The organism is Wolbachia endosymbiont of Onchocerca volvulus str. Cameroon (genome assembly GCF_000530755.1).
In the GTDB taxonomy this organism is placed as follows: domain Bacteria; phylum Pseudomonadota; class Alphaproteobacteria; order Rickettsiales; family Anaplasmataceae; genus Wolbachia.
Genome location: NZ_HG810405.1, coordinates 90,373 through 113,563, shown reverse-complemented (window position 1 = coordinate 113,563; position 23,191 = coordinate 90,373). Strand labels below are relative to the sequence as shown.

The window sequence follows — 23,191 nt, the reverse complement described above, 5'->3', positions numbered from 1 at the left end:
AAGGTAATATGTTTTTTCTGTATGAAGTAGTTTTATTATTAATTTTAATACTATTCTTTCTCTCTTATTCTAAGTTGAAAGTAGATAATAAAATTAAGAGCTTACAACATCAAAATATTATAATAAACAATCTAATTGATACTGTAGACGATGGGTTTTATATCTGGGATGCAAAAAAACGTATAGAAAAGTTTTCCCCTAACTTACTGATCTTGCTCAACACCGTTTTTTACTCATTCAATGAATTTGTAAACTTTTTTGAGCAATCAGAAAGTTTAATTAAAAATTTTACTGAGGCAAAAAAAATAAATAAATCCTTTACTCTGGATTTAAAATCAAAAGATGGCGAGATTTACTGTATCTGCTATGGCAGAAGCATAATAGATAATTCTAATACTGTAATCGGCGTGTTGCTGTGGATAAGAAACATCTCAGACTATAAGATACAAGCTACTGAACTTGAATTAGAAAATAACAAACTTAAACAAAAAATAGAAAGCTACAGAAATATTTTCAACTCTCTACCATTTCCGATACTCAAATATAATGAAAATAAAAAGATAAAGTTTTATAACTCTTTTTACGATAAATACATAAATAACTCTCAAAGATTGACTGTTACTAACAGCGCTCAAAGCCTGAAATCAGGAAAACATGTAATAACTTACAAAAATGAACGCAAGGTTTTTGATTTTATTAAGATTCCAATACGAAACTCCGGTAGCATAGTAATATATGGAAAAGATGTTAGTGATACAGAAGAGTTATACGTTAGATTAGATAGCTACTTAGCAGCACAGAAAAATTTACTTGAGGAATTACCAATTGCTATCACGATATACGGTAGGAATCAAAAACTAAAGTTTTTTAATAATGCTTTTATAAAAAGTTTTCAATTTGACATAAAGCTCTTGGCATCTTATCCCACTTATCATGAAGTCATGTTTTACTTATTCGAATCTAAAAAACTTCTAAAACAAGAGGATTTTCAAGCTATTAGTAACCAAAGGCATGAGTTATTCAAAAAATTACTTACACCATATAATAGTACAATCAACCTCACAAATGGAAAAGCATTTAGAACATTAATAATACCTTATGCTTCGGAAGGTCTACTCTTCTCATACGAGGAGTGCAAGAGGTAACATTCAAACTCCTCCCCTCTTTAACATAAGCTGCTTTATTTCTACTATTGCTCTTGCTGGATTAAGCCCCTTAGGACAGGTTTTTGTACAATTCATTATTGTATGACAGCAATATAACCTAAATGGGTCATTTAAGGCATCAAGCCTCTCATCTTTCTTATTATCACGACTATCAGCAATCCACCTATAAGCCTGCAACAGTATTGCAGGTCCTAAAAATTTATTACTGTTCCACCAGTAGTTCGGACAACTAGTTGAACAACAGGCACATAATATACAATCAGAAAGTCCATCAAGTTTTCTTCTATCTTCAGGAGACTGCGAATATTCCTTATTTAATAAACCAGGCTTATCTGCTTGTAACCAAGGATTAATTGACTTATATTGCTCATAAAATTGGCTCAAGTCTGAAACTAAGTCTTTTATCACATACATATGAGGTAATGGATATACCTTCACGTCACCTTTTATATCAAATATAGACTTAATACATGCAAGAGTATTGGTTCCACCAATATTCATCGCACAAGATCCACATATTCCTTCTCTACAAGAACGCCTGAAAGTTAAGGTCGAATCTATTTCATCCTTTATCTTTATCAAAGCATCAAGCACCATAGAGCCACAATTATCCATATCAACAAAAAATGTGTCTATTCTAGGATTTTTCCCATCATCAGCTGACCAACGGTAAATTTGAAATCTTCTAACGTTTTTTGCCTTAGCAGGAGCAGGATAAACTTTACCCTTTCCATTAATTTTAGAATTCTTTGGCAAAAAAAACTGGACCATATGTTTACTTTTTATTATCTATGGCTATTTCTAAAATAGCTTCTATTTTGTAAATAACATATTTTATTATTATCTACTATACTTTTATTCAATTACCTCTAAATTAGATAAGTAATTGCAGCTAAAAGAGGTCAAAATACTGCTTTCCCAGCTTTTCATTATAACTTCTTCATCTTCTTTTTGGTGATCGTAACCAAGTAAATGTAATAACCCATGTACTAACATATGTGCAACATGAGCTATGGTAGATATATTGTATTCATTCGACTCTTTTTGTATTGTGTCTATTGAAATCGCTACATCACCTAGATCACACTTATTAGATAGTTGCTCATACCGAAACGATAACACATTAGTTGGTTTATCTATTTTTCTAAATTTTAAATTAAGTTGATGTAGTAAATTATCATCAGCAAGAACTACTGATATACTTGGCTTATAGTGGTCTATCTCCAATTTTTGCAGAGAAACACTCATAACGCTTAATACAAATCGCTTTGGATCATCTGTAACGCTATACCATCTCTCATCAAGAATATTTACTTCTAACATTTACTCATCCTTCCATCCATCTTCTATGAGACTGGAAAAACTGATAAACATGATTGTTCTAACATGACCATATTTTTCAAAAGTAATTTTTTTATATCACTCAACATCACTTGATTACCTAAAAACTTGAAAAGATCGGTAACATGATAACATTCCTTGAAGACTTCAACTATTCCAAATACCACCTTTCTTTACTTGCATGATAAAAGATGCAAAATCCCCTCGCTACATATTTCTTATACAACTTTTGAGCTTAATAGCTACCTACCCTATTTGCTATTCTTTTCTTTTCATTTTACCATAAATTCACTTAGCTCTCAGTTAAGTATCAAAAACTACATTATTTTTTTCTTCTTAAATAAGCTGGTATATCATAAATATTATTACTCCATTTTACTCTTTCACTTACTTGCTCAGCTGGCTTTGTCTTCAGTACTGAAGCTTGACTATAAGACCACTTGAATTTTTCTTCCTTTGAAATCTTAGTTTGACTGACAGACGAAGTTTCTGCTCTGCCATCACGGATATTACTACTATTATCAATACCAGTTGCAAGAACAGAAACTCTAACTTTACCTTCCATTGCCTGATCAAAAGTAGCACCAAATATTATATTTGCGTCTTCATCTACCTCTTCACGCACTCTATTCGCCGCAGCATCAACTTCAAATAGAGTCATGTCCTCACCACCAGTAATATTAATTAATATTCCCTGTGCACCTTTCATTGACATATTATCGAGCAATGGATTAGATATTGCAGCCTCTGCAGCGGTAACTGCTCTATCTTCCCCCTCTGCTTCTCCGGTACCAATCATTGCTTTACCCATTTCGTTCATCACTGTTCCTATATCAGCAAAGTCAAGATTAATGAGTCCTGGCATAACCATTAAGTCAGTTACTCCTCTGATGCCAATATGCAGAACATTATCAGCAAGTCTAAACGCATCGGCAAATGTAGTTTTTTCATTGGCAATTCTAAATAAGTTTTGGTTTGGAATAACAATTAGTGTATCTACATATTTTTGCAATTCTTCAAGTCCGAGTTCTGCAATGCGCATACGACGTACACCTTCAAAGTCAAATGGCTTGGTTACAACCCCAACAGTCAATATCTTTTTCTCTTTTAACATTTTATCTTTAACCGCAGCTCTTGCTTCCCTTGCCGCTTTCGCAATCACTGGTGCTGCACCTGTACCAGTACCACCACCCATTCCTGCTGTAATAAAGAGCATATGACTATCTTTTATATGTTCCATAATTTCTTCAATTGATTCTTCTGCCGCACCTTTACCAATATCAGGCAAAGCACCAGCACCAAGTCCCTTAGTTAGGTTAATACCTAACTGAATTTTTTTATCGCACAATGACTTTTCCAGCGCCTGAGCATCAGTATTTGCTACAACAAAATTTACTCCCTGCAAATTAGATTGAATCATATTATTCACGGCATTTCCACCAGCACCACCAACACCTATAACAGTAATTCTTGGATATAGAACAGGCAACTCCGGTAAACTGAAGTTAATAGACATTTACATTTCCAAATTTAGCAAATTTACTCAATAATAAGTTACTGTTTTTTTAACAACATGCAAACACTTTTCACTTCTATAAACAGTAAACAAGATTTACTTATTCTTACATTATAAGTATCATCAATTATCAGCGGTAACTATCAAATGTATTACCTAATTGATATAAAAACTAGAAAATATTAAAAAAGGGAAAGAGACTTATCTCTTTTTCTCATTAAACTACGCTTTTTAACTATCCCAATTTCTCCACCTATTAACTTAGGATTGCTTTGATCATCTTTTTCATAATCATTAAGTACAGTCTCTTTTACCTCTCCAATTTGGCTTACTTTACTATAGTTTATATATAAAGTTTACAGTAGGTACAACTATGTAGCAACTAACAGAGAACCAGTAGTAAATATCAGATAGTCACTGCGAGTGCATATAATCCTTTACCTTCAGCTATTATCATACCAACATAAGTTAATGCTGCTCCATAGTAACAGAAGTTACATAAACTAGACTTAAAAAATAAGCAACTATATAAAACTGCTACAATTCATATCAACAACTTGTAGCTGTTTTCATTTACCCTTTCTTCTAGTACAGTCATTAAGCCCACCCAACAGCATCTAAAATTTCCCAGTAACTTCAGCTTGTTTATATCCTTCTAAAATAGCACAAAAACACTATCTCTTGCATCTATATTTAGAATTTTTTAAAATGCCATAACTTTACTCTCTAAATAGAATATTTCAATTTATCTAAAAGTAACATACATAATTTTCAAGGCCTCATCAAATAGGTCCATTTACTAATATGCTCTATCCCTATAGTTAGCACCTTAGCGGATATGTGCTCTTCTCATCTCTCCACTTTTCTTAAAACTTGAATGGTTCTTATCACCTTCATACGCATATGCAACCCCGATTAGAAACATAGTCCTCTTTGCACGTATTTTAAATCTTAACTTTCTACTTGATCTAGCTTAGTAAATTTATCCAATGTTCCACCGCTTATTACTCTTTTTCTTACATTATCATTACCCCTCTCCTTTTGAGTAAGGTTCAAAATACTGACAGGCTAACATTTTGACACATATATCTCTTTCTTATCAAGAAACATTCTTGACATTTTTTTGCCATTACAATTTCTGTCATGCCGTAAAGTTTATTGCATGATCTACTCAAATCACCTAAATAACCACATATACATGAATTCATTGCAGCAATTGATTAAAAATGTCCTAGGCAAGTAATATGAATATTAGCCTTTAAGGTAGTAACTCTCCTAGCTTCAAACAACTAACATAGAATACAAATGATTGAGGTTCACGAAATGGAAGGGTTATTTTAAATGCCTCATTGTAGCTTATATTATACTGAAAATAATATTTATATCAATAATTTCCTGCTTAGCTAAGCTAATCAATAAACCTATAAACTGCTTGGCAAGAATCAACTTTCTAGTAGAGGTTGTTTATTGTTTAAACAACAAAAGTATATTGTATCCATCTGCTTGCTGCAATTCCAACCGTTTTCTTTACAATAACTTGACTTTTAATATCTCTATATCAAAATAGATCTTTTTTTCTGCTTATTTTAAATTATTGACTCATAATTACCTACTCACCTTTATAAGGTCTTAATACGATATCAATCAACTTCTCTATAGCCAAAACTAAAATATTCTTTACCAATTCAACCTCTACTACATTTTTCTATGGATAAATCACTTTTTTGTTTTTCTGTTTTATATTAACTACCATTAGGAAACCCCTAAAACTGAAATAATTCACCATTAAGGACAAGTTCATTTATTAAAATAAATATTATAATATAACTAAACTTTTCAATCGGAATAATATATATTAATAATAAGTAGTCTAATAACAACATTAAGCCATAATGTTTGCTCTCTTTAAGCAGCAAATCTAGAAAAAAAGATTAATTGTGATCCTTTTAGAAAATAAGTAGTAGACAATTGAACTTAATGTTAATGCTACCTTAACACATCCCTAGATTCTGCAACAGCCTCATCTGGACAATTCAATGTATTAAAGGCAAAAACACCATTTACTATATGAATTTAGATATTAATATTCATTATGTTAATACCCTAAAGTAAACAGTACTCATATTTGCAATCATAATGTACCTTATTAAGATTAGAATCTAACATGCTAAAAGAATTACAAAAAAAATAGAGGTCACGTGTTTTAACTCTCCATACTTAAGCTATTAATAGACTTCTTACATAATAATTTACAGTGTACTAGGTATGATGTTACAAAAACAAAGAAATTACTCAACAAATCTAATTAATTTCTTACTACAGCACTAAGATTATCCTTGATCGGAAACTTACCTTCGATTTATAGATTTAACAACAAAATTCAGTAAAAACTTAAGGCATTTCCCCAGGTTACATAAAATTACAACAGCTTCATACTTCTAAACTTTCTCTATATTTAGTCAAATCGACCTTAAATAAATATTAGCAAGGAGTTATTACTATTAACTCAGAGAAGTACAGAATCAAAATCAGCACTAGAAATTTTTTTACCTTTCTTCTATTTGGTAAAACTTTTAGCATTTTTAGTTGCAATTTAAGAACCTGAGAGAGATTTATTTTAGTGCACAACCCTAAAACTTATATTTCTTTTTTTTCTGAATGATAGAAACTAGTTATCTGTACAGCACTACCTTGATAAATAAAAACTACAATATCCGTACGATTCACACATAGTGTTAAAACCCAAGAACTCTCCAAAAAGACAAAAGAGGTAGATCAAGACTACCTCTTTCTTGCTTAGCTATACTGCTTACTTTGCTTGTTCTTGATCTACAGTCTGTCCAATGATAACTGAGTTCAAATAAGTATTAAACTCTTTAGCACCCGCTCTATCTAACCCTAATGTCTTCGACATGTCAGTTTGAGCTACATATTTACCTTCATTACTTTTCATATTTAATGAACTTATATTTAAGAGCAAAGTATTACCCATTTCTTGGCTCTTCTCGCTTGTAACAATAACATAGCATTCCTTACCCTCTGAGTTAGCAAAATCTATACGATACTCACCTTCTACAATCCTTCCATCTTTATCTCTATTTTTATTATTTCTTTTTATATACTCAAACTCCTTCTTTGTCACTTGCAGCTTTACATTACCGCTATCAACAACAAACTTCATAGCTTCCAACTCAGATATTTTATTATTTTTACTGATAGCATACATTGCTAAACCAATTAGTGCAACAGCAACAGTTGCTAATATACCTATTCCAAGTGGTGTAGCTGCGAAAGTTGCAAGCGGAGTTAAAGCTGAAGTCGAAGATACCCAATGTGGTGCTGAAAATGCTGCTGTTGCACCTACAACATATAGAGAAGTAAGTGCTACAAGAGCTACATTCATTTTGCGAAGTTGACCACGATGATTCCTGAAAATTGACATTATTAACCTCTTTGATAAATCATTAATATACTAAAACTATATGTAAAAACTACCTCAGTCAAGAAATTTTTCACGTCAAACCCGATTGAGAGACAACGCTTACATAAACTATCTACCACTTGAACCAAAACCGCTTGCATTTCGGTCAGTTTCTTCCATGTAAAACTCTTCTGTATTATTCCAAACTATCCAAGATACAGGAGTAACAAGAATTTGTGCAATCCTATCTCCCCTTCTTATTTCATACGGTTGGTTGCTTAGATTAATTAAGCAAACTTTAACTTCACCTCGATAATCAGAATCTACAGTACCAGGAGAATTTAAGACAGTAATTCCATGTTTCGCAGCAAGGCCAGAACGTGGGCGAATTTGTCCCTCAAAACCATTCGGTATTGCAATTACAATTCCAGTTGGAATCAGCAACCTTTCAAGCGGATTTAAAATCACAAAATTACCCAGTGCTGCATAAAGATCCATACCAGCACTCTGCGCAGTTGTGTAGCATGGAAGAGGCAAACCCTCTCCATGTAATAATTTCCTTATCTCTACTTCAATTTTTTGCACTCTATCCACCAAAAGCTAAATCGTAATATATAAACTGTATATCCATAAAAGTAATATGTCACAGTAATTAATGCTCAGCTACAAATCACTCATAACCGATATACTTGAATTATTCTCAGTAAATAAATCAATCATAACATTAGGTATTCTACCATCAACTATATGCGCAGTTCCAGCACATTCTTCTACCATTTTAGTGCACGCTATAAGTTTTTCAATAAGCCTTTCTCCCCTAATTTTACCACAGTTAATTGATGTATTTAAATTTTTAATAGATATCCTCCTGCTACCAATTTTATCTATTTCTTCTGTATCACTAAAGGTTATCATTTTAGATGCAGAAACTGCAATTGCTATCGCACTTGCAGCACTATCAGCATCGATGTGATATGTCTCTCCACTTCTTCCATGACCAACAGGTGCAATAACCGGTATAAAATCTGATTCCTCAATAAAAAACAATATATCAGGATTAATCTCAATTGGTATACCAATAAATCCCATATCTAATATTCTTTCAATATTGTCTGACCCATTTTCTTTAAGGGTAGTGCTTACTTTTTCAGCCCTTATCAGGTTACCATCTTTTCCACACAATCCAATAGCTGAACCACCAGCAGAATTTATGTGCTGAACAATTTTTTTATTAACTGAACCACATAACGCCATTTCAATAATTTTCATAGTGTCTTTGTCCGTAAGTCTGATATTATTCACAAACTTACTACCTATGCCTAAGATTTTCAGCACAGAATCAATTTCACGCTCCCCGTCATGAACTATAACTGGGTTTATACCAAGCTGTTTCAGCAAGACAATATTATGTATAAAAGTACTAAACAGTGTTTCATCTGAAATTACCACACCACCACATCTGATGACAAAAGTTTCCCCTACAAAGTTGGGTATATTAGATAGCACTTCAAGCAATATTTCTGTTTTTTGTTTAAATGATATCTTACCATTTGAAAATTCACTGCTTTTCATCTTTTCATTTTGTAAACTTGAAAAATTCATCTCTTACCTTGGTTATTTTACATTTAACACGGGTGCTCATTTGATGAATTGATACATTCTCATTATTAACCCATTTTTGAGTGCTTTCTAAAATTGCATCGAGATTTTTTTGACTTACTTTGTCTACTTTTGTTAGCACAATATCAAAGTTAATATTGTTGTATATTAACCAATAAATAAAGTCTTTGTCTATTTCTTTTAGTCCTACTTTACTATCTACCAACACAAACACTCTTTTTAGGCTTCTTCTTTGAGCTAAATAATACTCACTTAGGTTCAGATACTGTATTGTTTCTTCTTTGCTTGCACAAGAATAGCCATACCCTGGCAAATCAACAAGTCTAAACTTATCATTATACATAGAATAAAAATTTACCTGCCTAGTACACCCAGGTTTAGAAGAAACTCTGGCAGCTTTTTTACTGTTTATAAGCAGGTTAATTAAGCTCGATTTCCCTACATTTGATCTACCGGCAAACGCAATCTCCGGAACTGACTCACCTGGTAGTGATTTTATGTCTGAAGCTCCAAATATAAAATTGCTATTTGATGTCATCTTTCTTGCACTATTATAGAAATATCTAAGGTAGTATGTATATTATAATGTTATTGCTTGATGTAAAAAATTTTTTATTTCAAGTATATGTTATTTACTAAGGTAGTTAAAATATTAGACTTAAGCTATATGGACATAGAAAACAATTTACAAGATTTAAAGAAAAAGTTTAATGACATAGAAAGAAAATTAGGAAATCCTATCAACTTAAGTCAAAAAGAATTTATCAATTTCTCAAAAGAATATTCTGAACTCAGACCAATTATCAAAATAATTGATGAATACAACACGCTGAAAAAAGAAATTTCAGATTTAAAGGAAATATTAAAAGATGAAAACAGTGAATATGACATAAAAGAGTTAGCAAAAGAAGAATTTCTCGAGAAACAAAAAGTATTATTACCAAAAGTAAAAGCTAAGCTAAAATTAGCACTACTACCGACAGATGAAGATGATTCAAGAAATGCAATACTAGAAATTAGAGCAGGCACAGGAGGAGAAGAAGCAGCGTTATTTGCAGCGATGTTATTCCGCATGTACCAAAAGTATGCAGAAAAAAGAAACTGGAAATTTGAACCAATAAGCATTTCTAGTACAGGCATAGGTGGCTACAAGGAAGCTTCTGCACTTGTTAATGGAACAGAAGTCTTCGCAAGGCTGAAATTTGAATCAGGAGTACACAGAGTACAGCGAGTACCAGAAACTGAATCCTCAGGAAGGCTACACACTTCAGCAGCTACTGTTGCAATATTACCAGAAGTTGAGGAAGTCGATTTTAAAATAGAAGAGAAAGATTTACGAATAGACGTTTACAGGTCTAGCGGCCCCGGTGGACAATCAGTCAACACAACTGACAGTGCAGTAAGAGTTACTCATTTACCAACAGGAATAGTTGTAATACAACAAGACGAAAAATCGCAGCACAAAAATAAGGCAAAGGCGTTTAAAGTATTGAGAGCAAGGCTATACGAAATTGAAAGGCAAAAAAAAAAGATAGAAAGATCAACAATGAGAAAAAGTCAAATTGGTTCTGGAGATCGTTCTGAACGTATAAGAACTTACAATTTTCCACAATCAAGAATAACAGACCATAGAATTAATCTGACTTCACATCGGCTAGAGCAGATTATAAAAGAAGGCGAGCTAGATGAATTTATTGAAGCATTAATTTCACGTAACGAAGCAGAAAGGTTAGCAGGAGAAAATTAATTACCTATACATCTATAATTAATCACACCTTATCCTTTAAAGGCAACAAACAAGCAGTAAAAATGAGTTCCAGCACTACTGAGAAAAACATAGACAGCTACACTGATTACTTACCATTGTAAATACAGCTTGTTGAGTTGATAAAAATAGTCATGACAAAAAATTTGATAAATGAAACTGTGAAGGAAGTTTATACCTCTAATTTCATAGAAATGATCCAATAATATGTCAAAGGCACTATTTGATAAACTTTATAACCAATACACAGAACAACAACCATAGGTAATACTACTAAATATAAGTATTGAATATAATTATACTAAATGTTAAAAAGTAATAGAGAGATCCAATAGTAATCCCGCTTATACCATAAAAATCTTACACCATCTCGCTCCAAGTTTTTGAAAAACATCGCCTGCAATTAGACCAACACTTAAGAAACACCCCTAAAACTATTTGTATCTTAATGTAGGGCACAAAATAGTGCCAAATAAACCAAAAAAATTCCATAAGTGATAAACGATATATAAGCAACAGAAAAGAGACTCAGTATAAAAATGGCACAGTAAGTTTTACACTTGATAATAACCTTTTACAACCCTCAATCATTTTTCTCAAACTGAAAATATTATGGTTCTTTTCTATTTCTAATAATACTAAAAGCAACACAATCTAGGGAATCAACCAAATTATTACGATACCTGCATAAATATCACACCATTCACCAATTCTATTGATGAAACTATCCAAAACAGACACAAATACCATGATCATAGCATAAAAATTATTATCTTACAGTACTTAATTAAGTTCTCTGCCAAAATATAAAGAAACAATAAATGCTAAAAGCCAAAACCTATCAATACACATTTTTAAATGCTATATATAATATAGCTGTCTGTAGCATACATTTCATACAAGAATGTTGCGGATCATACATTTACAAAGTCTTTCAATGTTTCAACTAGATGTTAATACAAACTGGTCCAATAAACCTTGTAAGTAAACCTATCTAGAAGAATATTTATAGGAATAGATGCTAAAACAATACCCTATATAATATAACCTCATAAAATTGTTCTATATCTATTACTCCTATATTAAACCTTATTAACAATTCAGGAACTACAACGTTTTAAATTACACGCAATACATATCGATCTATATAAAACAGAGATATTAATAACCATATTAAGTAGTTTCACTCTACAGCAATAACTTTACCTCAAAGCTGAGTTTATAGATGGTTTAGTCATAAAAAGAAGTTTTATGTCAGAAATTGTAAAAATTATATAATTTAACTAATATTCTTATTTTTTTTACAAATTTCGCTTAGCTAAGCAATTAGATACAGGAATGAGATATTATTTAGAAAAATAGAGCAAAAAAAATATTTATTTTTCATACAATACCAAAGAGAAGAAAACACAGAATAAGAGGTGAAATATATTACTCTTAAAGTTCTAAATGAACATGATGTTAAGCACATAGTTGTTGTAAACGTGCCTGACACTAGATTATATCAGATTTCAATATGAATAAAAAAAATACTGAATAATACGAAGAAAGTCGAAATAAAGGAACTTGATCGCAACTCAAAGTAAAAAACATGATTAGCGAATACAAGAGAGAAGGCTTCAACCATCAAGATACATGATATCAGACGTTACAGATTACTTAAAATATTAAAAAACATAAAAATACTTTTAAAAATTGATATTTAAAAGAAAACTTAACACTTAATATTATCCCCTAGATACAGCAAAGAAACACTAAGGAATTACTTCTTTTTCAATTACTTTCATCAGATTACAAAACCTCTCCATAAAGTTAGCAACAAATTATATTAGTTAATCAAAAATGATGAATAATGTGAGTTAATTAAATCAAAATAACAAGAGAATGTGCTCTTATAACCTATTCTCGTTTAAAAGCGTCCAAGTTTCAAAGTAATGCTTAGATTCTATAGTAATTTTATAGAATAAAATTGATTACTTTGTAAACAAAATCCTCCTGAAGGACATACTATAGATTTCATATGCACTTCAACTTGCTTAAACTATCACTGTATCCTTTATCTTTTTAATTTAATATCTTCATAAAATTTGTAAACAGAGTATAAGTATAGTAGCTTTTATATATCGATTAAATATCAAGCCAAAAAGACCTATGTGTTTCTAGCTCGATGCTCATTTCAATTAAGCAAAGAATTATACTCTTCAGTCAACACCTTATCTCTTTCCTCTCACAATGCTTTTTTATCATTGTAACCATCTTTTCTCCTATCCACTTCTATATCAAGTTAATATTCTAAAAAACCTATAATAGTAGCTACTAATACTCCCAGTACCTCTGGCATTCAATATAAGCACTTAGTGTTTAATAATTTTATTACCATTACTCCAGCAACCACCGGTTAATCTGCAATTTAGGTAACATTTTATCCATATTATCTAGATACTAGCATAATTCCTGATGTAAAGTTATTAAAATGAAAAACAATATCTATTACATTTTCAACCGCAATTCTTATTAGTATTAGACCTTTTTTCCTTTCATTATACCTCTAATTTCCTCGCTCATTTCATTCAATGCAAAGTAAAACCTCTTACTGTTTTAAAGAAGCTAATTCTATATGATATATTCACTCTATTTTCACACATTTCCACAGTTAATCTTTCTAGCAATAGACTCTTTCCGTTGATTTAAATTAGAAAATTTTGTTATTATAATATTAGTAACATTAACTCCCCTAATAGCCGCCTGCACCATATACTTGACTCCTTCAATAGTGGACTCTTCTAATTTATTAAAATAAGATGACTTTGCTGTTGTATTATCAATTCTAACACTTTCCACAATTGGTCATTGGCTACCTTGCATATTTTCAGTAGCACTTATCTCTTCTTTTATTGTATTAAATCTTTACTACTATAAGTACCATGCTTAACGTTCTTTGTTCCTACTAAGGATATAGGCTATGCTTTACTACTTAACTTAACCAGTATTAGTGCTAGGCAATTTATTGTAAAATTTACTAATCATCGATTATTGGGATTACTAAATATCATAAAATTTTTTATGATCCTTACCCGCTTACTTCAATTTGAAAAATTACATAAATACTAAACATAAAAGAAACAATTAATTTTTACTTCATCGCTTACAATTAAATGATTAAATCAATTTAACCTTTCATTAGTCCATATCTATCTTACATTGCCTGGTAATAATTTCATAGATATTTTATACTCTCCAAATTAATTTATGAAAATATTACTCAAATTAACAAACATCTTTTTATACTAGAGATAAACCACCTGAAAGTACAACCTTTTTACTAAAATCTTTATCTAAAGATAATTTCTGTTACACTAAATAATATATATTAAATATAGATCGATACATTGATTTTTATCCTCATTACAACTTATTATTCATAAATAACTTCAATAAAACGATGAAGCTAAACGAAATTAGGGAAAGGTTTATAAAATTTTTTGTAAATAATAATCACAAGCAGATTCCTTCCTCTCCTTTAATTCTAGAGCATGACCCAACACTCATGTTCACAAATGCTGGTATGGTACAGTTTAAAAACTGCTTCACCGATTTACAAAAAAATGAATTAGAACGTGCTGTTTCGAGTCAAAAGTGCCTAAGGGCTGGCGGTAAACATAATGATCTAGAAAACGTTGGTTATACAACTAGACATCACACATTCTTTGAAATGCTTGGGAACTTCAGCTTTGGTGATTACTTCAAAGAAACAGCAATAGAACTCGCATGGAAATTTATTACTGAAGAACTATCTCTTGATAAAAGCAGATTATCCATAACTATTTATCATACTGATGATGAATCATATGAGATTTGGCATAAAATAAGCGGTTTTTCAAATGACAAAATCATAAGAATTACAACAGACGATAATTTCTGGAGCATGGGCAATACTGGCCCATGTGGGCCATGTTCTGAAATTTTTTACGATCATGCAGAGTCCAGCTTACAAAACGATGATAGAATTGTTGAAATCTGGAATTTGGTATTCATGGAATTTAACAAGGATGAAGAAGGCAATTTACAAAAATTGCAAAAAAAATGCATCGATACTGGAATGGGTCTTGAGAGAATAGCCGCTGTGATGCAAAACGTTCACGATAATTATGATATTGATCTATTTTCTGCTATAATAAGTAAATCACAAGAATATTGTGGAAATATAAAAAATAAAGTAGCTCATAAGATTATCGCAGACCATCTTCGTTCAGCTGCATTTCTAATTGCAGAAGGAATACTTCCTGGAAGTGAAGGTAGAAACTATGTGTTACGCAGATTAATCAGGAGAGCTGCACGTTATATCCACCAGCTTGGATATAACAACCCCCTTCTTCATCACATTTTTCCGGTGTTAATAGATAGTTCAAGCTCAGCTTATATGGGAGATGTTTACCCTGAGTTAATCAGAGCTAAAAGCTTAATAGAAATGACGTTAAAATCAGAAGAAGAGAACTTTAAAGATACTTTAGTAAAAGGTATTAATCTTTTGGAAAAATTTACTGCAGATTTAAAACCAGGCGATACTCTATCAGGAAAATCAGCGTTTAAGTTATATGACACTTATGGATTCCCTTTAGATATCACACTCGATCTTCTAAAAGAGAGAAAAATAAATTTCGACCAAAAAGGTTTTAATAACGCAATGGAAGAACAGAAAAAAAGGGCACGTGTTAAATGGATAGAATCCAGTGAAAAGTCAGTTAAGCAAACATGGGTTGATTTGATTAATAAATTTGACAAAACAGAATTCATTGGTTATACTTCTAATGAAGCAAAGGATGCAAAAGTACTAGCCATAATCTCCCCTGAAAACAAAGTTATTGATTCTGCACAAAAAGGAGAAAAGGTAACTATCATACTTGATAAAACACCTTTTTATGGCGAGTCAGGTGGACAAGCAGGGGATATTGGAGAGTTACTTATTACCATTCCAGTGTCAAACACTGAGATTCAAAAAAAAAACAACCAATCATGCACTACAAATTATATTACTCAAGGTATAGTTACAGTAGAAAATACCAACAAAATTAAAGACTTATATTTCCACAGGTGCATAGTTAAATCTGGCTCAATTTGTAAAGGTGACATAGTTACAGCAACTATTGATAAAGGAAGAAGGCAAAGCTTGAGAAGAAACCACTCAGCCACACATCTTCTGCACTTTGCACTGAGAAAAACCTTAGGTGATCAAATTACCCAAAAAGGCTCCTTAGCTGCATCAGATAGATTAAGATTCGACTTTAGTCATAACACTCAAATCACTCAAAATCAGCTATTTTCAATAGAAGATATGATAAACTCCTTAATAAGAGAAGACCTCTCCACATTTACAAAAATTCAGAACATAAATCAGGCAATGAACGAAGGAGCTATTGCGTTGTTTGGCAAAAAATATAATAATCAGGTTAGAGTTGTAAACATTGGAGATTCGAAAGAATTATGTGGTGGAACGCACGTGAAACGCACTGGAGAAATTGGTTTGTTTAAAATAGTAACAGAATGTTCTATTGCATCTGGAATAAGAAGAATTGAAGCTTTAACTGGCCAAGAGGCAATTAATTATGTACGTAATAATGAAATTAACTTAAAAAAAGTTGCAAAATCCATAAAAGCGCCAACAAGTGAGATAATAAACCGACTAAATATTCTAAATCAAGAATACAAAGAATCCAAAGCTAAAATAAAAAGCCTTTATAAAAAACTCATAGAAGTAGAAAACATAAAAAGCACTAAAATAAATGGGATATATTTTATAAGTCATGCTTTTACTGACATTCCAGTAAACATAATAAGAGAATTTGTCCTGCAACAACAAAAACCAAAAACAATAATAGCTTTTACAGCAACTGGAAAAAACAAAACACTTTTACAATCCTCCATCATTCCAGCGACATACACTGAAACAATGCCAAGTGAAGTTGCTAATTTCTCACTAAACAAGAAGCCCAATAAAACAGTTCTGATTGTAAAAATAAGTAAAGACCTAACTGATAAAATCAGTGCAAAAGAGTTAGTATCTACCATAACTGGAAGAGACTGTGGTGGAAATGTTGAACTTGCTCAAACAAGCTGTAATAGCAGTAGTGATATTATCATAGCTATTTCTAACTACTTAGCAAGATAGTGTATTATATGGTAGAGCTTGTTGTTGTACTCCTATGTTACAAAGTTCACTCAACTTAGTTTTTACCGTCTCTTCTGCTTCTCGATAGATGTTCTTACCTTCATTAATCAGTGTAAACTCAATATCCTTAAAAAATCTATTCCACATACTACATAAATGCTCTTTTATTTGAGGCCATATGTTTTTTTTAAAGGTCTCTCCATCATCAGAAAATACATTACCTAATAAAGCTCCTACTTTCTCATAACTTGATTCAAAATATTGAAGCAATGTCTCCACCTCCTTATAAGTACTATGTGCCGAATCTAACGCTTTTCCTTCTACACTATTTTTATCTCCGATAGCTGATAACCCAAGCTTATTATAATTCAAAGCAATCTGCGCAGGTTTTATCACCTTTCTATATACCCAACTCCAACCCTGATCTAACAAATTATTTTTATAATCTTTCGATATATTTTTTGGTACATTATTTACTATACTTTCCATTAAAATACCTATCAAAGGAGACAATAAAGCCTGACAAAAATGTTTGATATTATCTTTTGTTTTAATCACAGGATACTTGATACATTTTTCTGCCAAACAGCATTCAAGTTCTGCTCTTTCTAATAACTTCTTGATTTCCTCTTCATTAAAAGCCTCTTGCTTACATACCTTAAACAAATCGTCTTCTATTACTGCAAATCTTATTTTTTCGCGAGACGTTAGTTCTTCCCTGTAATCATTTTCTGTTTTCTCATTTATCAATAACCCCTCTTTCTCTAATCCTAATCGTTCTAATGTTTCTAGAATTTCTTGATTATTTTTCAAGCATAACTCCACTAACTCTATACTTAAAGATTCCTTCTCTTTACTATTTTTCTCACTACCCAAACTCTTATTCTGCTTTTCTATCACTTTCTTCAATTCTACAGGTTGCGTTAAATATTTTCCTATCTCTTCTCGATAAGAAACTATCCTATTCACTAAAAGTTCTTCATCTTTTTCATCAAATAGCATGAATGCGCCAGTATTATCTTCTATGTCCCTTATACTCTTCCCTTGCTCTTGAAATAAACTTTGAGTTTTACATTTCGCTATTTCTGAATACATTTTCTCTACCAAAAGGTTTACTTTGTGATAAGAACACATATTTATATTCAAGTCACAGAATTCACTAAGTAGACCCTGCTTTACATCCATTGTTAAATCTGATTGATTTAATATAACTTCAGCTTTTCTTATTTTCGATTTTATTAATTCTCGATAAACGTATTGATTAGTAGGTTCAAATTTAAAAATATCCTCAAGTCTTTTTCTTAGGTTATTGCTTACTGAATTACTATTCTTTCTCAAGGCTTTATATATCTTTGGGTACATCATCTTTAATTCCTCTTTTATCTCATAATACTTTCGTTCTCCTTTTTCTTTCAACCCTGCAATCAAATTTCCAGCCTTAGAGACAGCTTTTTTTGTTTCCTGAGGATATATCTCACTATAAACACCAATTATCCCACCAGCCACACGCTGTTTCCACTTTGCTCTAAACAAAGGAAGTGCACCATTTCTTAAGTTATTTGATATTTTTAAATCCTTTATTATCATCTCTTTCTCAGTCGGTAACTCCTTACCTTGACTCTTCAATTCCTGTTCTACTAATATTTCTCTCAGTCTTTCTTCTATATTTAACCCTCCTCTTTTTTCTCTTTCCCTTTGTGCGATTTTGATTGCCTGTATAAAGGCAACTTTATAAGCATCCTGTATTAAGTAACTTGTCAACTTAAAATCTACACTATCCACCACCTTCAATCTGAACTCATTCAACAACTTTCTTAGCTTATCATACGTAATATCCTTTTTTTCCAGTTTTACCAGTTTTTCAATATTCTTTGCAAATTCTTGAATTGACTTCGCAACCACATTCCTAATCTCACTATACAAACGCACAAGACCATTTTTTAAGTGGACATTGGCTGACAGCTTCAGTATAGTACTATGCCCTGCATCTTGTGTAACAAACAGATTACTATTTTCATCTTCATATAAATCTTTAAGCAACTGTTCAAATTGTGGTGGGAACTTAATCTCCACATTCCACGCAATGTTCGGATTAAAAACTTCTATCTCATGATTTGTTTCATAAAAAGATACTCTAATATTTCGGTGCTTATTATGATACAACCCAATTCTTATTCTAAAAGCAGCAATCAAAGAATGAGATAATTCTCTATTTAAAAAATAAAAAGTCGCTAAAGCGAACATTGCAGGAATAATTAATGCCATAAGCGCAGCCATATTAACAAGAATCACTATCATAATAAGAACACCATATGCCAATCTCTTTGGTACACTTTTACCTATTTCACTTTTTTTTGTTTTATTCTTCCTAAAACTGATCTGTGTTTTATCGTCTACCTTGAATCTGTTATACATGACCAATACTAATGCAACAGAAGCAACATAAGGAAGCATCAAAACCGACAAAGCTAAATTTAATATTCGTTTTTCTGAGCAAGCACTACTTATTTCTTTGAATATTTCACTTGATACATTATACCAGGAAGTAAAAAAATCAGAGTTATAACCTTTATAATGAAATATACTCAGCGGGATACTAAAATCAACAACATTATCCTTCTTCTTCAAATTATCCTGCTCTCCTAAAGTAACAACAGACTCTTTTTTATCTAAACTACCGCAATTATAGTCATTTAAGTTATCAACTTTAACAGCTATATTCATACCGTAACCTCATTTGAAGCAACTTAAGTGTTGCATAAATAATGATAATTTTCAACTACTTAATAATTTAATCTGACACCAATTATTAAATTTTGATATTCCTTAAAATAGAAATCGGCTTCTATTTCTACACTAACCTCTAAAGATGAGGCAAGAGTTTGCTCTTTTATATACCCACTCCATGTATCCACCGCTTTTTTAATTCCCTCATCCTTTGTTTTGACTATTACTCTAATTCTATCGGATATATGAAAACCAGCTTGTTTTCTAGTTTCCTGAATAAGCCTCACTACATCTCTCGCAAGTCCTTCTAGAATTAATTCATCATTTAGTTCAGTGTTTAAGACAACAACCCCTTTGTTGTTATCAAATACAGCAGAATATTTTCTATTTACTTTTAGTAATAGTTCATACTCACCTTTTCCTATAACATAGTTTTCTAACTTATCCCCTAAAAATACTTGTTCATCTCCAATCTGCCTCCATTTTCCCTCTTTAACATATTGAACTAGCTTCTTGATTTTATTTGGGATCTTCTTTCCAAGTAGTGGGAAATTTAGTTTTAACTCTAATGATGCAATATCTTCAAGCCTGTTTACTAATTCTAAGCTTTTTATATTCACCTCATCCTTTATCATCTCCTGATAATTATCTTCAAAAAAACCACAAAAAAATTGATGATAAATTGTCATGCTGCTAAGTGGTTGCCTGATACGCATATTAAAAGTATTTCTGATAGAAAGTGCAGCATTGCACACCTCTCTTACCAAATCCATTTTGATAATAAACTCACTATCATACTTTTCTAACTGTGGAAAATCAGCTAAATGAACAGATGTTTCTTTATACTTAAGCCCCTGCCATATAGTCTCTGTTATAAACGGCAATAAAGGAGCCGCGGCTTTTAATATATAATAAAAAACCGTATATAAGACATTATAAGCATCAATTTTGTTCTGATCTAGACCACTTTTCCAAAAACGCCTACGATTGCGACGAATATACCAGTTATTTAGCACTTCAAAAAAATCTATCAGAACTTTGCAAGCTCCTTGAGAATTATAGTTGTTCATAGAAATTTGGATGCTTTCTATAGCTTCAAAACACTTAGAGATCATGTAACAATCGATAGTACTTTGATAATCTTTACAAACTTCAGCTTTAATTTCATCTGCATTCGCATACATAGTAAAGAAGTGATAACTACTCCAAATAGGTTTTATCACGTTCCTTAAGACATCTCGTATCAAGTTTCCTTCTTTATCAAGTAGTAAATCACCACCACAGACAATGGAATTAGACAGCATAAGAAAGCGCAGCGCATCAGAACCATACCTATCAAAAACCTCCATTGGGTCTACATAATTATTTAAACGCTTAGATAATTTCTGTCCTTTTATATCCAGAACTACACCGTGACATATGCAATTCTTAAATGGTTCACTGTCAAACAAAGCAGTGGACAACACAAAAAGCGTATAGAACCACCCTCTTGTTTGCGCTATATATTCAGTTATAAAATCTGCAGGGAAATTATCTCTAAACCATTTCTTATTTTCAAACGGATAGTGGACTTGTGCAAACGGCATTGAGCCAGACTCAAACCAGCAGTCAAACACGTCGGATATACGGCGCATAACTGATTTTTTCGTTGGATCATCAGGATTTGGTCTTGTTAAAGAATCGATAAATGGTCTGTGCAAATCATCTATTTTAACATTAAAATCTCGCTCCAGTTCTGCTATTGAACCATACACATCCACTCTTGGATACCTTGCATCATCCGATTTCCATACAGGAATTGGTGTACCCCAAAACCGATTACGTGAAATTGACCAATCATGTGCTCCTTCAAGCCATTTTCCAAATTGACCATCTCTTATATGATTTGGTATCCAATTAACTCTTTTGTTTAGCTCCATCATCCTCCTCTTAAACTTTGTCACAGCAATATACCAAGAGGGCATAGCACGATAGATTAAAGGAGTATCAGTTCTCCAGCAGTGTGGATAATTGTGAATATATTGCTCAGTTTCGAACCAGTTTCCTTGTTCCTTCAATTTCCTTATTACCATATCGCTGGCATCAAAAACATGAACTCCAGCTAAATCTGGAACTTCAACAGTAAATTTACCACTATCATCAATTGGACAAACGGCTGGAATATTATGACCATGGCAAAGGTAAAAGTCTTCTTCACCAAATCCAGGAGCAGTGTGCACAACACCAGTACCATCTCCTCCTATAACATAATCAGCAATAAAAATGCGAAACGCATTTCTTGTACCCTTAAAGTAATCAAACAGTGGTTTATAAGAAAGACCTACAAGATCATTTGCTTTAAGCCTTATATTACAGTCTTTATATGTAATATTATTTTTTTCACAGTAATCGATAAATCTTTCTAAGTAGCTTTTAGCAAAGATATATATCTCATCACTCACTAAATTTCCTTTATTACTCTTCATTGTCATTCCAGTGTCTTCCATAGTCTTAGCACCTCGACACTGAAATTCAGAAGTAGATTCCAGTGTCACATCCTGGAATGACACTAAGGAACGAACTAATACCGCACAATATTCAATATCTTTCCCTATTGCTAAAGCTAAGTTACTTGGTAACGTCCAAGGAGTTGTAGTCCAAGCAAGCAACTTACATTTTTGCTTCAATTGCTGTGGATTCTCCAAAAGCTCAAATGCAACAGTGACAGCCTTGCTAGTCCTTTCTTTGTAAGAGTTATCAAGTCTTGTTTCAAAATTAGATAATGGAGTTTCACATGCCCAGCTATATGGAACAACGCGTACTGATTCATACACTAAACCTCTATCATAAAGCTGCTTAAACGCCCACATAACTGACTCCATAAACGATTTATCCATGGTTTTATAGCCATTATAAAAATCTACCCACCTTGCTTGCCTATTTATATACTTCTTCCATTTTAAGGAAAATTTCATCACAGAAGCACGACAATAGTTATTGAATTTCTCAATACCGAATTTTTCCACTTCAGTTCTGCCGGATATTCCAAGTTCCTTTTCTGCACCCATTTCAGCTGGTAGCCCATGGCAATCCCAACCAAATCTACGTTCAACTCTCTTTTGTAGCATAGTTTGATATTTTGCAAATGCATCCTTTATAAAACCAGTAAGTAAATGTCCATAATGAGGGAGCCCATTTGCAAATGGAGGTCCATCATAAAAAACAAAACAATTATCTTTAGAACGTTCTTCAACCGATCTCTCAAAAATTTTGTTCTCCTGCCAAAATTTTATGATTGCGTTTTCTAATAAAGAAAAATTAGGACTACTAGTTGTACCAGGATAATGCTTCATGCTCGCTTTACCGAATAAAGCTTAAAGAGTATAGAGCTTTGCAAAAAATTACAAATCCAAAAAAATGTAAATCATATCTCTATAAGAGTTAATTTATTGATAAATATTAATATACCAAATATATTTAAGAAAATAAC

Annotated in this window: 13 protein-coding genes; 3 read left to right on the top strand and 10 right to left on the bottom strand. The window is 32.0% G+C overall.

The window, feature by feature from the left end; all coding sequences use genetic code 11:
* Window positions 1-8: 8 nt before the first annotated feature.
* Window positions 9-1,145, top strand: a complete 1,137-nt coding sequence (locus WOVOC_RS00450) for a transcriptional regulator (protein ID WP_025263974.1) — start codon at window positions 9-11, stop codon at window positions 1,143-1,145.
* A 3-nt stretch (window positions 1,146-1,148) separates the two neighbouring features.
* Here WOVOC_RS00450 and WOVOC_RS00445 read toward each other — a convergent pair whose 3' ends face one another.
* The 7 genes from WOVOC_RS00445 to yihA all read right to left on the bottom strand — a co-directional run bounded on the left by WOVOC_RS00445 (window position 1,149) and on the right by yihA (window position 9,602).
* Complete coding sequence (locus tag WOVOC_RS00445; protein ID WP_025263973.1) at window positions 1,149-1,937, bottom strand: succinate dehydrogenase iron-sulfur subunit; 789 nt, start codon at window positions 1,935-1,937, stop codon at window positions 1,149-1,151.
* An 84-nt stretch (window positions 1,938-2,021) separates the two neighbouring features.
* Window positions 2,022-2,489 carry an rRNA maturation RNase YbeY gene (ybeY, locus tag WOVOC_RS00440; RefSeq protein WP_025263972.1) on the bottom strand — a complete coding sequence of 156 codons (468 nt, stop codon included), beginning with the start codon at window positions 2,487-2,489 and terminating at the stop codon, window positions 2,022-2,024.
* Window positions 2,490-2,829: 340 nt separating this feature from the next.
* Complete coding sequence (gene ftsZ / locus WOVOC_RS00435) at window positions 2,830-4,023, bottom strand: cell division protein FtsZ (protein WP_025263971.1); 1,194 nt, start codon at window positions 4,021-4,023, stop codon at window positions 2,830-2,832.
* Between the two features lie 2,809 nt (window positions 4,024-6,832).
* Window positions 6,833-7,465: a hypothetical protein gene (locus WOVOC_RS00430; protein WP_025263970.1), complete on the bottom strand. Its 633-nt coding sequence runs from the start codon at window positions 7,463-7,465 to the stop codon at window positions 6,833-6,835.
* A 108-nt stretch (window positions 7,466-7,573) separates the two neighbouring features.
* Window positions 7,574-8,038 (bottom strand): dUTP diphosphatase, encoded by a 465-nt coding sequence (dut, locus tag WOVOC_RS00425; RefSeq protein ID WP_025263969.1) that lies wholly within the window; start codon window positions 8,036-8,038, stop codon window positions 7,574-7,576.
* A 69-nt stretch (window positions 8,039-8,107) separates the two neighbouring features.
* On the bottom strand, window positions 8,108-9,046 hold the full coding sequence (gene argB, locus WOVOC_RS00420) for an acetylglutamate kinase (protein ID WP_029784304.1): 939 nt from the start codon (window positions 9,044-9,046) through the stop codon (window positions 8,108-8,110).
* Complete coding sequence (gene yihA / locus WOVOC_RS00415) at window positions 9,021-9,602, bottom strand: ribosome biogenesis GTP-binding protein YihA/YsxC (RefSeq protein WP_014868967.1); 582 nt, start codon at window positions 9,600-9,602, stop codon at window positions 9,021-9,023. Before yihA ends, argB begins: the two co-directional genes overlap by 26 nt.
* Window positions 9,603-9,731: 129 nt before the next feature.
* Between yihA and prfA the strand changes: the two genes are divergently transcribed.
* Window positions 9,732-10,811, top strand: a complete 1,080-nt coding sequence (gene prfA, locus WOVOC_RS00410) for a peptide chain release factor 1 (RefSeq protein ID WP_025263967.1) — start codon at window positions 9,732-9,734, stop codon at window positions 10,809-10,811.
* Between the two features lie 2,655 nt (window positions 10,812-13,466).
* On the opposite strand, the gene WOVOC_RS00405 is transcribed toward prfA, so the two are convergent.
* Window positions 13,467-13,670, bottom strand: coding sequence for a hypothetical protein (locus WOVOC_RS00405; RefSeq protein ID WP_025263966.1), 204 nt, complete (start codon window positions 13,668-13,670; stop codon window positions 13,467-13,469).
* A 601-nt stretch (window positions 13,671-14,271) separates the two neighbouring features.
* Here WOVOC_RS00405 and alaS point away from each other — a divergent pair.
* A complete protein-coding gene (gene alaS, locus WOVOC_RS00400; protein WP_025263965.1) occupies window positions 14,272-16,995 on the top strand; it encodes an alanine--tRNA ligase in 2,724 nt (907 codons plus the stop codon).
* Here the strand turns inward: alaS and WOVOC_RS00395 are convergent.
* Together WOVOC_RS00395 and WOVOC_RS00390 are read right to left on the bottom strand one after the other, a co-directional pair.
* Window positions 16,984-19,719: a hypothetical protein gene (locus WOVOC_RS00395; RefSeq protein WP_025263964.1), complete on the bottom strand. Its 2,736-nt coding sequence runs from the start codon at window positions 19,717-19,719 to the stop codon at window positions 16,984-16,986. The genes alaS and WOVOC_RS00395 overlap by 12 nt on opposite strands.
* A 59-nt stretch (window positions 19,720-19,778) precedes the next feature.
* On the bottom strand, window positions 19,779-23,054 hold the full coding sequence (locus WOVOC_RS00390) for a class I tRNA ligase family protein (protein ID WP_025263963.1): 3,276 nt from the start codon (window positions 23,052-23,054) through the stop codon (window positions 19,779-19,781).
* Between the last annotated feature and the right edge of the window lie 137 nt (window positions 23,055-23,191).